The 14,039-nt window shown below is 72.2% G+C and carries 11 protein-coding genes; 2 read left to right on the top strand and 9 right to left on the bottom strand.

Annotated features, from left to right (window positions below):
* Positions 1-10: 10 nt before the first annotated feature.
* From MF672_RS33780 to MF672_RS33745, 8 genes are all read right to left on the bottom strand, one after another.
* Positions 11-2,233 carry a spherulation-specific family 4 protein gene (locus MF672_RS33780; RefSeq protein ID WP_242381753.1) on the bottom strand — a complete coding sequence of 741 codons (2,223 nt, stop codon included), beginning with the start codon at positions 2,231-2,233 and terminating at the stop codon, positions 11-13.
* A 12-nt stretch (positions 2,234-2,245) separates the two neighbouring features.
* Entirely contained in the window at positions 2,246-3,586 is a 1,341-nt protein-coding gene (locus tag MF672_RS33775) for an ABC transporter substrate-binding protein (RefSeq protein ID WP_302893326.1), read from the bottom strand.
* 13 nt (positions 3,587-3,599) lie between these two features.
* On the bottom strand, positions 3,600-4,469 hold the full coding sequence (locus MF672_RS33770; protein ID WP_242381754.1) for a carbohydrate ABC transporter permease: 870 nt from the start codon (positions 4,467-4,469) through the stop codon (positions 3,600-3,602).
* 11 nt (positions 4,470-4,480) lie between these two features.
* The gene (locus MF672_RS33765) at positions 4,481-5,413 is read right to left on the bottom strand and encodes a carbohydrate ABC transporter permease (protein ID WP_247815546.1); all 933 of its coding nucleotides are present in this window, start codon (positions 5,411-5,413) and stop codon (positions 4,481-4,483) included.
* On the bottom strand, positions 5,410-6,462 hold the full coding sequence (locus MF672_RS33760) for an amidohydrolase family protein (RefSeq protein ID WP_242381756.1): 1,053 nt from the start codon (positions 6,460-6,462) through the stop codon (positions 5,410-5,412). Before MF672_RS33760 ends, MF672_RS33765 begins: the two co-directional genes overlap by 4 nt.
* Positions 6,455-7,750 (bottom strand): alpha-galactosidase, encoded by a 1,296-nt coding sequence (gene melA, locus MF672_RS33755; protein WP_242381757.1) that lies wholly within the window; start codon positions 7,748-7,750, stop codon positions 6,455-6,457. The genes MF672_RS33760 and melA overlap by 8 nt, the downstream gene beginning before the upstream one ends.
* 2 nt (positions 7,751-7,752) lie before the next feature.
* On the bottom strand, positions 7,753-8,697 hold the full coding sequence (locus tag MF672_RS33750) for an alcohol dehydrogenase catalytic domain-containing protein (protein ID WP_247815545.1): 945 nt from the start codon (positions 8,695-8,697) through the stop codon (positions 7,753-7,755).
* Positions 8,698-9,074: 377 nt separating this feature from the next.
* Positions 9,075-11,165 carry a SpoIIE family protein phosphatase gene (locus MF672_RS33745; RefSeq protein ID WP_242382835.1) on the bottom strand — a complete coding sequence of 697 codons (2,091 nt, stop codon included), beginning with the start codon at positions 11,163-11,165 and terminating at the stop codon, positions 9,075-9,077.
* A 146-nt stretch (positions 11,166-11,311) separates the two neighbouring features.
* On the opposite strand from MF672_RS33745, the gene MF672_RS33740 reads away from it, so the two are divergent.
* Positions 11,312-13,126, top strand: coding sequence for an MFS transporter (locus tag MF672_RS33740; RefSeq protein WP_308210589.1), 1,815 nt, complete (start codon positions 11,312-11,314; stop codon positions 13,124-13,126).
* 9 nt (positions 13,127-13,135) lie between these two features.
* Here MF672_RS33740 and MF672_RS33735 read toward each other — a convergent pair whose 3' ends face one another.
* Entirely contained in the window at positions 13,136-13,504 is a 369-nt protein-coding gene (locus MF672_RS33735; RefSeq protein ID WP_242382836.1) for a DoxX family protein, read from the bottom strand.
* Positions 13,505-13,614: 110 nt separating this feature from the next.
* Between MF672_RS33735 and MF672_RS33730 the strand changes: the two genes are divergently transcribed.
* A complete protein-coding gene (locus MF672_RS33730) occupies positions 13,615-13,992 on the top strand; it encodes a winged helix-turn-helix transcriptional regulator (protein WP_302893325.1) in 378 nt (125 codons plus the stop codon).
* Positions 13,993-14,039 lie beyond the last annotated feature (47 nt).

Genomic DNA, 14,039 nt, shown 5'->3' with positions numbered 1-14,039 from the left:
GTGCCGGGGGTCAGCTCGTGGTGAGGCTGATCACGCTCGGCGCGTAGTCGTTGCGCGTGCCGTCCGTGGCATGGAAGACGATCTTCTGGACGTTGCCCGTGCCGGTCAGCTGCGACAGCGGCACCGACCACTTGTAGAGGCCGTCCGTGCTGGAGACCAGCGGGCTGACGCCGGCCACCTGGCTCCACGCCCAGTCGGCCGAGGCTCCGGTCTTCTTGAACAGGAGGTTGTTCTCGATCATGTACTCGGCGCCGATCGTGTTCACCGACCAGCCGGTCTGGTAGTTGGCGTCGGTGTCGATGAAGACGTGGTAGGTGGTGTACGGCAGGTTGAACTTGGCCGTGTAGGTCGCCGAGTCCGCGCTGACCGCCGCCACCGCGCCGGCGATGGGGGCGACCGGGGTGGAGGGGGCGGTGACGGTGAGGACGTTCGCGGCGTAGTCGTTCCGGTCGCCGTCCGTGCCATGGAAGACGATCTTGTGGGTGAGACCCGCGCCGGTCAGCAGCCAGGAGGGCACGGACCACTTGTAGAGGCCGCCGGCGTCGGAGACCAGCGGGGTCACGCCGGGCACCGCGGTCCAGGTCCACTGGCCCGGGTCCCCGGTCTTCTGGAACAGCGCGTTGTTCTCGATCATGTACTCGGCGCCGATCGTGTTCACCGACCAGCCGGTCTGGTAGTCGGCGTCGGTGTCGATGAAGACGTGGTGGCCGCTGTAGGGCAGGTTGAACTGCGCCTGGTAGGTCGCGTTGTTCTCGTCCATCGCCGCCGCCGCGCCGGTGACGGGCACCGGGTCGGTGGTGGTGATGGTCGTCGCGGCCGTCTGCGCCGAGGCGCGGCCGGTCGTGTCACGGGCCCGCACGGTGAAGCCGTAGGACGTGTTGAGCGCCAGGCCGCCGAGGTTGACGCTGGTCAGGCCGCCGGGCAGGGACAGCTCGCGCACGCCGTTCCTGAACACGTCGTAGAAGGCCACGCTGTCGCCGGAGTCGCTGTCCGCCGAGGCGGTCCAGGTCAGCTTGACGCTGGTCGGGCCGACGTTCGAGGCCACCGGCTTGCCGGGCACGGTGGGGGCGCTCGCGCTGGCCGCCGCGGTGGTCACCGCCAGGGCCGTGCTGGCGGCGGAGACGTTGCCCGCCCGGTCGCGCGCCTTGACGGTGAAGGAGTACGCGGTGGCGGCCGTGAGCCCGCCCACGTCGAAGGCGGTCGCCGACGGCGTGAGGTTGGCCGTGCCGCCGATCTTCACGCTGCCCTGGTAGACGTCGTAGCCGACCACGCCGGGGTAGGCGGCGGAGGCCCAGCTCAGGCGCGCGCTCGTGGCCTTGACCAGGCTCGCGGCCGGCGTGGCGGGCTTCGCCGGAGCCGCGCCGCCGCTGCCCTTCGCCGCCGTCACCTGCGACGACAGGTACGAGGGCAGCGTGTCCCACGGGTTGTCCAGCTTGTCGTCGGTCACGTACACGTAGCCGGCGTTGTCGGCCTTGGACGTGGCGATGACCGTGGCCATGGCCGCCGCGTCGGGCACGTCGTAGACCAGGTGCCAGATCCGCTTCGGGTCGGCGGTGGCCTCCCAGGCCGACGGCAGGTAGGGGGCCTGCCGGTTCTGGTAGGAGCTGTAGGAGCCCTCGAAGGTGACCAGGATGTCGGCGGCGTCCTGGTAGCAGGCGGCGGGCGAGACACCGGGGTTGGCGATGGTGGTCGCGCCCGGGTGGTACGCCTTCACGTACGCGGTGGCCTCGCGGTACAGGCTCACCCAGGTCTCGCTGCCCGTGGCCGGCCCGCACGCGTTCTGCGCCTGGTCGAAGAAGATGCCGTCGATGGAGGAGCCGTAGAACTCGTACCACTTGTTGATGTCGGACTGGATCTGCGCCCGCCAGTCCTCGACGGCCGGCGAGCCGAGCCGGGTCCGGTTCGCGGCCAGGCCGGTGGTGCCGAAGTAGCCGGTGTCCACGTAGCCGATGACCTTCATCCCGGCGGCGTGCGCGGCCGACAGGGCGGAGGTGTAGGCCGGCTTGGCCAGGTTGCCCGGGCCGTTGGCGACGTTGGCGACCACGACGCCCGGCTTGCCGGTCATCGTGTTGAGCTGGTTCCAGTAGTCGGGAGTGTTGCCGGGCAGGAAGTAGGCGGGCACCGCGACCTGCTGGTCGAGGACCGCGTCCGCGGCCTGGGCCGGGGTGGCGGCCAGCAGCGGGGCGGCCAAGAGCGTGGCGCCGAGCAGCGCGCGCCAGCGGGGGTTGAGCATGAACTCCCTTTCTTACTGGAACAGTGCGTTGACTTCGGTGTTGGCCTTGGGGAGCGCCGTCCTCGCGTCGGCGCTGCCGAGCAGCACCGACGAGATGGCGGCGTCCATGATTTCGTTGATCTTGTCGGCGTTGTCGGTGACGGGCAGCAGGAACGTGCCGCCCGCCGCCTTGGCCTCGTCCACGAACGGCTTGACGTTCCGCCCGGCGGCCTCGTGCGCGGCCAGGGCCTTCTCGGAGGAGGTGGTGATGGCGGGCAGCACCTCGGTGGTGGCGGCGATCAGGTCCTGGCACTCGGCGGAGGCGGTGAACTTGACCCACTGCCACGCCTCCTCCTTGTGCTCGGTGCCGGCGTAGATCGCGTCGGAGACGCCGTTGATCGGCGTCCTGCGGCCCTGCGGCCCGGCCGGCAGCGGCGCGACGTCCAGGTTGAGCGTCTTGTTGTCGAGGTACGGCTTGGCCATCCACGACCCGGCCATGACCATCGCGGTCTTGCCGCCCTGCAGCACCGCGTCGCCGCCGAGCGCCGACTGCTTGTCGTACGGCGGCGCGTACCCCTTCTTGATCAGCCCGGCGAACCAGTCGATGGTCTCGGCCAGCTTGGGGTCGTCGTAGAAGTACTTGGTGCCGAACGGGTTCTTGTCGAGGTACGTGAAGCCGTTGCTGGCCGCGAACGCCGCCCAGCCGGTCTGGCCGAGCGCGCCGGTGTTGTAGTCGGGCGCGATGCCGTAGACCTTGACGTGCTCCTTGTCGAAGTCCGGGTCGGTGCCCCTGCGGCCCTTGTCGTCCACGCTGAGCGCGGCGATCGCCTTCTCGAACGTGCCGCCGTCCTGCGGGTTCCACGTCCACTCGGCGAAGCCGGCCGGGTCGAGGCCGGCCGCCTTCACCTGGTCCTTGTTGTAGAAGACCCCGATGGTGTCCCAGTCGAGCGGCAGGCCGTACCGCTTGCCGTCGCGCACCCACACGTCGGCCAGGCCCTTCTGGTACTGGCCGAGGTCCACCTTGTCGCGCTCGACGTACTCGGTGAGGTCGAGGAGCTGGTTGTTCCTGGCGAACTGCGGATAGTAGGCCACCGAGTCGCGGAAGACGTCGGGGGCGGTGCCCGAGACGACCTGGGTGGTCAGGTTCTGCCAGTACTGCGCCCACGCCACCGAGCTGAGCTTGATCGTGATGCCGGGGTTCTTCCTGGTGAAGGCGTCGGCGCACTGCTTGTAGGCGGGCACCTGGCTGTCGACCCACATCACGTAGTCGAGCGTGACGGGCCCGTCGCCGCCTTCGCCGCCGCCGCCGCACGCCGCGGTGGCGGTGAGGAGGCCGGCCAGGGCCAGGAGGGCGCGAGTCTTCTTGCGGGACATCGGGAGTCCTTACTTACTTGATGCCGGTGAAGTTGAGCGAGTTGGCCAGCCGCTTGCCGAAGACCAGCAGGAGCAGCAGGACGGGGATGACGGAGAGGGTCGAGCCGGCCATCAGGCCCGTCCAGTCGGGGCGGGCGTTGGGCGACTGCTGCAGGAAGACGCCGAGCGCGACGGTGAGCACCCGGCTGCCCTCCTCCTGGCCGACGAGCAGCGGCCAGAGGTAGTCCTTCCAGGCGTGGACGCCGTTGATGAGGGCGATGGTGATGAGCGGGCCCCGCGACATGGGCAGCGCGACCCGCCAGAAGACGCCCCACACGCCCGCGCCGTCGATGACGGCGGCCTCCTCCACCTCGCGCGGCAGCGACAGGAAGAACTGCCGCAGGAAGAAGACCGTGAACGGGGTCATCAGCAGGATCGGCGCGACCAGCCCGGCGAAGGTGTTGAGCAGGCCCAGGTTGCGGACGAGGGCGAAGTTCGGCAGCAGCGTGAAGATCGGCGGGACCATCAGCGCGGCCACGAACGCGGAGAACAGCGCCTCCCTGCCGCGGAAGCGCAGCCGGGCCAGGGCGTAGGCGGCCATCGCGCACGACAGCGTCTGCACCGCGACCACGACCGCCGTGTAGACGACCGAGTTGCGCAGGTACAGCACGAAGTCGAGGGAGGCGCCCGAGCCGCCGGCGGCCTGCGCCTCGGCCAGGGAGGAAAGGCCCAGCACCCGCTTGAAGTTCGCCCAGGTGAAGTGCTGCGGCCACAGCGAGAAGTTGTCGGAGAACAGGTGGTGGGCGTCGGTCAGCGCCGTGCGCACCATCCACCAGAACGGGAACACGGTCACCAGGACGGCCAGCCCCAGCACCGCCCAGGCGGCGATCCGGCCTGCGCGCATGACGGCCCCTCCTATCCGAGGTCCGAGTCGGAGGCGCGCATCAGGCGCATCTGCACCCAGGTGAGCACGCCGAGGATCAGCACCAGGCTGAGCGCCATGGCCGCCGCGTAGCCCATCCGGAAGTGGGTGAACGCCTCCTGGTAGATGTAGTAGTAGATGACCTTGGTGGCGTTGACCGGGCCGCCCTTGGTGGCGACCGCGATCGTGTCGAAGATCTGGAAGCAGCCGATCACCGAGACCACCAGCACCAGCGCCAGCACCGGGCGCAGCAGCGGCAGGGTGATGCGGAAGAAGGTGCGCACCTCGCCCGCGCCGTCCATCGCGGCCGCCTCGTACACCGACGACGGGATCTGCAGCATGCCCGCGTACAGCAGCAGCGCCACGTACCCGACCGAGGCCCAGGTGGTCACCGCGGCCACGCTGGGCATGGCCTCGGCCGGGGCGTTGAAGAAGCCGTGCGTGTCCAGACCCGCGGCGTCCAGGAGCTGGTTGACGAAGCCGAGGTTGGCGTCCAGCAGCCACAGCCACAGCAGCGCGGTGGCCACGTTCGGCACCAGCCAGGGCAGCAGCAGCGTGGCCCGCAGCACCACCGACTTGGTCAGCCGGTGCATGAGCGCGGCCAGCAGCAGCGCCAGCGTGATCTGGCCGACCAGGTTGAGCACCGTGTTGTAGCCGGTGAGCAGCAGCGCCTTCCAGAACAGCGGGTCCGTCGCCAGCTCGGCGTAGTTGTCCAGCGCGACGAACTCGGGGTCCGACAGCAGGTTCCAGTCGGTCAGCGACAGCCACAGGCCGCGTACGCTCGGGTACAGGTAGAACGCGGCGAAGCCCACCAGCGCCGGCAGCAGGAACAGCAGCGCGTGCCGGCCCTGGCCGCCCTCCGCGCTGTGCGCCGGCTTGAAGGCGGGCTTGAACGCCGGCTTCCCCCGGGTGATCGTCGCGGTCATGCCAGCCTCGGCACCAGCTTGAGCGCGTTGTCCGCGTACACCTGGCGCAGCACGTCGTCCGGCAGGCCGAGGCCGGAGATCGTCCAGCGGCCCATCAGCGGCGGGTCGTCCAGCGAGTGCGCGAACGCCTCGTCGTCGGTCTCCATGAAGCGGAAGTGGATGCGGTAGACCTCGCGCTCCGGCGGGATCTCGTCGGTGCCGAACAGCACCCGGCCGGGGTGGCGCAGCATGAGCGCGCGGGTGGCGCGCGGCTGGCGGCCCAGCTCGGCGAGGCGGGCGGCGATGTCGATGTGGAAGTTCGGGTAGGCGTCCAGCAGCCGGCCGGCGAAGCCCAGGTTCTCCGGCCAGCAGCCGGCGTGCACGCCGATCACCGTGGTCGCCGGGTGCCGGGCGATCATCGCCTCCATGGCCTCCATCAGCCGCTCGAACGGCGGGAACTCCGGCCCGGAGAAGTTCCAGTCGGGCCGGGCCGCCAGCAGCTCCAGCCGCTCGTTGCGCTCGTCGGCCGGCTCGAAGAAGGCGACCGGGTCGGCGGTGTGCAGCGCGATCGGGATCCCGGCCTCGGCCACCGCCTGCCACAGCGGGTCCAGCCGCTCGTCGTCGAGCATCACCAGCTCGCCGCGGTGGTCGCGGACCCGCAGGCCGACGTCCTTCCAGACCTTCAGCCCGGCCGCGCCCTCGGCGACGTTGCGCCGGAGCTGGCCGGCCAGCCGCTCGCCGAAGCCCGGCTCGCCGGCCTGCGACCAGTCGACGTGGCAGAACGTGGCGAACCTGCCCGGGTGGGCGGCGTCGTAGCGCTCGATGTTCTCGGCCAGCTCCCGGCCCCAGCGGCCGTCGAGGTTGACCATGCCGCGCAGGTTCAGCTCGTCCATGAGGCCGATCAGGGCCGGGACGTCCTTGACCATCCAGCCGCCGTCGTCGGTGAGCCAGCGGCCGAGGTGGATGTGGGCGTCCACGGCGGGCACCCGGGCCCGGTCCACCTCGTGGACCGGCACCCGGAGCTGGGAGACCGGCCGGTACCTGGACAGGGGCAGGTCGGCGTCACACATTCCTGACCCCCTCGGGCAGCAGGTCGCCGTGGGCCGCGATCAGGTCGTCCACCAGCTCGCGGATCCTGCGGACCGGGAGCGTCGCGGCGGTGTTGGGGTCGAGCATGGCGGCCTGGTAGACGTGGTCGCGGCGGCCCTCCAGCGCCGCCTTCACGGTCAGCTCGCTGACGTTGAGGAACGTGCGGTTGAGTGCGGCGACCTGGGCGGGCAGCTCGCCGACCCGCACCGGCTGCACCCCGGCCCGGTCCACGTGGCAGGGCACCTCGACGGTGGCCTCCTGCGGCAGGTTGGAGATGAGGCCGGCGTTGCGCACGTTGCCGTGGATCATGCGGGGGGTGCCGGTCTCCATGGAGTGGATCGCGAGGGAGGCCAGCTCCTCGCCGCGCCTGATCGGCACGCCCCGGCCCTCCTCCAGCGACCGCTTGTACGCCTCGTACTCCTCGAAGCCGTCGGCCAGCCACTCCAGGTAGACGCCGACCGGGACGCGGTAGCGGGCCACCTCCTCCTCGTGCGGCAGGAACCACGGCAGGTACTCGGCGCCGTGCTCGCTGGACTCGGTCGGGAAGTAGCCGAAGTTGCGGTAGACCTCGACGCGGACCCGGCGGGCCAGCTCGGGGTCCCGCTCGATGAGCGCGTCGAGGCGGTCGTAGAGGTTCTCGCCGTCGCGCTCGAAGCGCAGCACGAACGCCTGGTGGTTGACGCCCGCGGTGAGGAAGGAGATCTCCTCCTCCGGCACGCCGACCATCCTGGCCAGGGTCTTCTGGGTGTCGCGGGCGGCGTGGCAGACGCCGACGACGTTCGTGAACGCGGTGCCCGCGTACACCGACCACGGGATCATCGACATCGGGTTGGTGTAGGTGAACAGGGTGGCGTCCGGGGCCAGCTCGGCCAGGTCGTCGCCGATGCCGACCATGACCGGGATCGTGCGCAGCGCCCGGAAGATCCCGCCGATGCCGAGGGTGTCGGCGATGGTCTGGCGCACGCCGTAGGAGGCCGGGATCTCGAAGTCGCGCCTGACCGCCTCCAGGCCGCCCACGGCGATCTCGTTGATGACGTGGTCGGCGCCCTCGACGGCCGCCCGCCGGTCGGCGTGCGCCTCGATCTTCGCGCCGATGCCGAGCTCGGCGGCCATCCACCGGGCCATGGCCTCGGCGGTGGCGAGCCGGGCGGCGTCGATGTCGTGCAGCACGATCGTCGCGTCCGACAGCTCAGGGAAGGTCATGAGGTCGGAGAGCAGGTTCTTGGCGAAGGTGATGCTGCCGGCGCCCACGAGGACGATGCGGGCCATGGCTACCTCTCTTCCGGGGTGAGCAGCGCCTTGACGGGCGTGGCGCGCCCGTTCATCAGCGCGGTGAACACGGCCGCGCCCTCGGCCAGGGGGAAGGTCTCGACCCAGCTCAGGTCCCAGCCGGCGACCAGGGTGAGGGCGTCGGCGAAGTCGGCCTCGTCGTAGGCGAAGGAGCCGAGCACCCGCTTCTCGCCGCGGACCAGATCGGCGGCGTCGAAGCCGGCCACGTGGTCGGCCAGGCCCAGCCAGACGGCGGCGCCGCCGGGGCGCAGGCGGGCCAGCGACTGCTCGTGCGTGGCGGCGGCGCCGACCGCGTCGAAGACGACGTCGTACTCGCCGGTCAGCTCCGGGCCGGCGGCGCTCGCGCCGAGCCGGGCGGCGATCTCCAGCCGCCCGGGCGCGCGGTCGGCGATCTCGACCGAGGCGGCGCCGCCGGACAGCGCGACCTGCAGGCAGGTCAGGCCGATGGCGCCGGCGCCGATGACGCCGACCCTGGCCCCGGTGGGCCGGCCGGCCAGGCGCCAGGCGTGCACGGCGTTCGCGGCCGGCTCGGTGACGCCGGCGGCGGTCCAGCCGAGCCCGTCGGCCACCGGCACCACGGCGGCGGCCGGCACCGCGACCCGCTCGGCGAACGCGCCGGGCCGGTGCACGCCGATGATGCGCCGGTCCCGGCACACGTTGCGCAGGCCGCGGGCGCACACGTCGCAGGCGCCGCAGGACAGGATCGGGTTGACGGTGACGGCCCGCCCGTCGTCGGTGCGGCCGGCGAACTCGTGCCCCATCACCAGCGGCGGCACCCGGAACCCGGGGGTCCTGACGCCGTGCAGCTCGCTGCCGCAGATGCCGGACGTGACCACGTGCACGAGCACCTCGCCGGGGCCGACCTCGGGCTCCGGCACCTCCTGCGGTTCCACGACGCCCGGCGCGGTGAAGACCAGGGCCTTCATCGGGGTCCTCCGGCCGTCGAATGCGCGCGTTCCATGGGGCTCCGTTCCTCAGGTGACCGACGCCGTTCCGTATTGCAGAACGACGTTCCGAACTGGCGATAGGAGACCACCGGGGAGGAGGCACTGTCAAGAGGTTCCGGCCGCACCCGGCCGCCGGAGGCGCGGTGAACGGGGAGGAGAACGCATATTCCGTGAGACGGAATTGCGCGCTGCTTTATGGAATCCGGGTCTTCACGATTGCCGGGGGAGGCGGCGGGCGGAATGGCGGGAATGCGCGGGCGGGCCGAGGGGCGCGCGCGTTCCGCGCGTGCTCGGAGGCCGTGCCGGGGGCCGGAGGCGGCGGGCGGGGCCGCTCTTCGTACGAAATTTCCGCTAATTCAGTGGTTGTCGGACGGCGAGGGCGGCAACCGCAGGGCTATCACCGCGATGTCGTCCAGGCCGCTCGTCGGAAGCCCGCTCAGCAACTGGTCGCAGAACTTGTCCAGCGGCCGGTCCGCCAGCCGCTCCGCCGCCAGCCGCAGCCGCTCCAGCCCGCGGTCGAGATGCTCGCCCGGCCGCTCCACCAGCCCGTCGGTGTAGAGCAGCAGCGTGCCGCCCGGCGGCAGCGGCTCCGTCCACGACCCGCGCGGCACGCCGCCGGGGATGCCGAGCAGCGGGCTGACCGCCTCGTCCAGGAAGCGGCCCGGGCGGCCCGGCGTGACCAGCAGCGGCGGCGGGTGACCGGCCACCGCGTAGTGCAGCCGGTGGGTTCCGTCGTCCTCCTCCACGCGGGCGTACACGCAGGTGGCGGTGACCTCGCCGGACAGCGAGCCCATCGCCGTGTTGAGCCGGGCGAGGATGTCGCCCGGCGGCTCGCAGCGGTCCATCGCCAGGGCGCGCAACATGTTGCGGAGCTGGCTCATCGCGACGGCGGCGGTCAGGTCGTGCCCGGCCACGTCGCCGATGACCAGCACCGGGACGCCGTCGGGCAACACGAACGAGTCGTACCAGTCGCCGCCCACCTCGGCCGCGCTCGGGCTGGCCCGGTAGCGGGCCACGATGCGCAGGCCGGGCAGCCGCGGCGGCTCGGCGAGCAGGCTGTACTGCAGGGCCAGCGCGACCTGCTGGGCGCGCTGGAAGCGGATGGCCCGGCTCAGCGCGTCGTGCGCGTGGTCGAAGAGCTGGCTGATGAGCTGGGCGTCGGACCGGCTGAGCGCGGGCCGGTCGCCGCAGGTCACCGCGCAGACCACCGCGGGCACCGCGCCGTCGACCACGACGGGCAGGATCAGCAGGCCGTTGGCGTCGTTGTCGGCCAGCCACGGGTAGGTGCCCTCGGGCACGAGGTCCTTCGGCGTCGAGCCCGCGGGGAACGACTTCAGCAGGGGCTTGCGCCGCCGGATGGCCTTGACGAACGCGTTCCGCTCGGGCAGGCGCTCCTCGCTGTAGGGCGGCAGCCGCGCCAGGCCCGGCCGGGCGGCGGTGGCCATCCGCTCGACGACGAGCGGCGCGCCGCCGCGCCGCTCGTCGGTGAGGTCGGTCACCAGGTAGACGCCGCAGCCGTCGGCCAGCTCGGGCACGATCACGTCGGCCAGCGCGCCCAGCATCTCCTCCAGGCTGCGCAGCCCCGACGTGGCCGCCGCCGCCCGGTCCAGCAGGTCCTGCCGCCGCCGTTCCTGCCACTGCTCCTCGATGTCGGTGCTGGACCCCACCCACTCCACGACCTGGCCGTCCTCGCAGATCGGGACGGCGCGGAGCTGGAAGTGCCGGTAGCCGCCGCCGGCGGTGCGCAGCCGGTAGACGTGCTCCCACGTGCCGGTGACGTCGCCGACCGCCTTCGACCACGACTTGATCGTGGCCCGCCGGTCGTCGGGGTGGACCGAGTCGAGCCAGCCCTGGCCGCGGTAGTCCTCCCACGACTGGCCGGTGACCCGTTCCCAGCTCGGGCTCGGCTCGTGCACGAAGCCCTCCCTGCTGGTCACCCAGACGATCTCGGCGCTGACCCGCATCAGGCTCGCCAGCCGGCGCACCACGCGGCGGCGCTCCTCGGCGAGGTCGGCGAGCCGGCGGGCGGCGGTGACCTGCTCGGTGACGTCCATGACCATGGCCAGCACGCCGTGGTCGCCGGGCCCGAAGACGACGCGCGACAGGCTGGAGGTGAAGAAGCGCCCGGCGTTCTCCGGGCGGCCCTTCATGGGCAGCTCCGGCTCGGTCGTGATCACCAGGGGCTCGCCCGTGGTGTAGACGTGGTCGAAGCGCGGCCGGTAGAAGCGGCGCAGGAACTCCGCCAGCGCCTCCTCCAGCGAGACCTCGCCCGCCGGGTCGCTGAACAGCGACCGGTAGAGGGCGTTGGTGTAGATCAGCCGGTGGTCGGGGCCCCGCGTCACCGCCACCCCGACCGGCGCGGGGTCGAGCATCTCGAACGTCAGCCCGCTGTCCCCGTGCCCACCCCCGCTTTCCTCCGGTTCTTCCGGCTCGCCAACAGCACCCATGGTGACCTCCCCCGATGGCCACAACCATCGGAAGCCCTACCCGGCCAGGGCCGCCGCGATGCGTTCCGGCGCCCAGGGGCCGACTGTGCACCCTGCATGCCGTGTGTATAGTGCATTCGGACTTTAAGGTAAAAAGGGGACGTTCAGTGCACTCCGCGCCTACCTCGCGCTCCGGCGGCGGCATCGTCAGCGTGCTCGCCGTGGCCGGCGTCGTCGGCTCGCTCATGCAGACGCTGGTGGTGCCGCTGGTCGGCGAGCTGCCCCGGCTGCTCCACGCCGACGCGGCCGACACGTCCTGGGTGATCACCGTGACGCTGCTGGTGGGCGCGGTCGCCACCCCCGTCGTGGGCAAGCTCGGCGACCTCTACGGCAAGCGCCGCCTGATGCTCGCCTGCTCGGTCCCGCTGATCGCCGGCTCGGCGGTGTGCGCGCTGGCCGGCTCGCTGATCCCGATGATCGTCGGACGCGGCCTCCAGGGGCTCGGCGTCGGCATGATCCCGCTCGGCGTGAGCGCGCTGCGCGACCTGCTGCCGCCCAAGCGGGTCGGCCCGGCGATCGCGCTCATGAGCTCGTCGATGGGCATCGGCGGCGCGCTCGGGCTGCCGATCTCCGCCGCCGTCGCCGAGTACGCCGACTGGCGGGTGCTGTTCTGGGGCTCGGCCGCGCTGAGCCTGCTGGTCGCCGGGCTGATCTGGCTGCTCGTCCCGGCCACGCCCGGCCGCCGCCGCGACGAGCGCGGCCGCCTCGACCTCGCCGGCGCGCTCGGCCTCGGGACCGCGCTGGTCTGCCTGCTGCTCGGCGTCTCCAAGGGCGCCGGCTGGGGCTGGACCAGCGGCACCACGCTCGGGCTGTTCGCCGCGGCCGTCGTCGTGCTGCTGCTGTGGGGCGTGTGGGAGCTGCGCGCCCGCGACCCGCTGGTGGACCTGCGGACCACCGCCCGCCCCCAGGTCCTGCTCACCAACGTCGCCTCAGTCCTGGTCGGCTTCGCCATGTACGCCCAGTCGCTGGTGGTCATCCAGATCCTCCAGCTTCCCGAGGCCACCGGGTACGGCCTCGGGCAGTCGATGCTGGCCGCCGGGCTCTGGCTGGCGCCGTCCGGGCTGATGATGATGGCGGTCTCCGGGCTGGGCGCCAAGCTGTCGGCGGCGCGCGGGCCGAGGACGACCCTGTTCGCCGGCGCGCTGGTCATCGCGCTCGGGTACGGGGCCTCGTACGGGCTGATGGGCTGGACGTGGGGACTGATGATCGCCAGCAGCGTCGGCACCGTGGGCGTCGGCCTGGCCTACGGCGCGATGCCCGCGCTGATCATGGGCGCCGTCCCGCAGCGCGAGACCGCCTCCGCCAACGGCTTCAACACCCTGATGCGCTCCATCGGCACCTCGGTGTCCGCGGCGGTGGTCGGCGTCATCCTGTCGCAGCTCACGGTGACGGCGGGCGGGCGGGTGCTGCCGTCGGAGGCCGGGTTCCGCACGACGTTGCTGGTGGGGTGCGGCGTGGCGCTGGTGGCCGCGCTGGTGACGCTGACCCTGCCGAAGCACCGTCCCGCCACCGCGCCCGCGGCCCCCGCCGCCCCGCCCGCTGTGCCCGCCGCTGTGCCCGCCGCTGTGCCCGCCGCTGTGCCCGCCGCCCTTCACTCGCCGGAACCCGAGCCCGGGCCGGAGCCCGTCGCGCCGATGTTCCGGCCGTCCGCCCGCATCGGCCACGAGGAGCTGGGCCCGTGGCCGGACGCCTTCCGCTCCCCCGCGCCGGTCCACGGTGGGCACGGCAGGCACGCCGAGCCCGCGTCCGCCTGGCCGGCCGGCCCTGCCGACGACACCGCCCGGCTGCGCGCCGAGCACGCCGACCTGCTCAGGCGCAACGCCGACCTGCAACGGGAGAACGCCGAGCTGCGCCGGGAGCTGGACGTCCTCATGCAGGGCGTCTCGGCCTGGGTGCGCAACCTGGCCGGCCGGAGCGAGTGACGGCTCCGGTCACGCCCACGAAGCGCCGCCGAGCCAGGCGGCCACCGCCGCGGCCGCCAGCAGCACGACGTTGAGCCAGATCACCCGGGCCTCGCCGCGGCTCAGGTGCACCGCGATGCCGCCGACCTGGATCAGCACGTACCCGATCGCCGCCGCGACGGCGAGCCAGGGCGCGACGCCGGTGAGCGGCGGCAGGACCAGCCCGGCCGCGCCGAGCACCTCCAGCGCCCCGATCACCCGCACGAACGGCATCGGCACGGTGTCCACCCAGCCCATCATCGGCCGCAGCCGCTCCTGGCTCTGCGCGACCTTCTTGCCGCCCGCGTAGAGGTAGAACACGGCCAGGAGGCCGGCGACGATCCAGTAGGCGATCTCCATGAAACAGCACCTCGAAAGCATGGTTACCGGTCGTAAGTGACCCCATGATGCGTCACTATCGAAGGGCTTACAAAAGGCACATAGATGTGCGTAACGCACAGGGAGCTGTCATGTCCGACTACGAGCACACCTGCATGATCCGGGGCGACGGCGGCCGGACGATCCGCGCCATCCTCGACCGCATCTGCAACAAGTGGACCCTGCTGGTCGTGGCCACCCTCGACCAGGGCACCCTCCGCTTCACCGACCTGCACCAGCAGATCCCCGGCATCTCCCAGCGCATGCTGACCCTGACGCTGCGCAACCTCGAACGCGACGGCCTCGTCTCGCGCACGGTGCACGCCGAGGTGCCGCCCCGCGTCGAGTACGCCCTGACGCCCACCGGAAAGAGCCTCATCCCGCCCGCGCTGGCCCTCGCCGGCTGGGCCGTCGAGCACGTCCCGCACATCGAGGCCAGCCGCCAGGCGTACCGCACCGGCGCCCCCTGACCGGCGCTCAGCGCCTCCGGCCGCCCGTCCCACAGCGTGGGGCCGCC

Origin of the sequence: Actinomadura luzonensis (assembly GCF_022664455.2) — a bacterium.
In the GTDB taxonomy this organism is placed as follows: Bacteria; Actinomycetota; Actinomycetes; order Streptosporangiales; family Streptosporangiaceae; genus Nonomuraea; species Nonomuraea luzonensis.
This window is presented reverse-complemented; position numbering and strand designations above follow the sequence as displayed.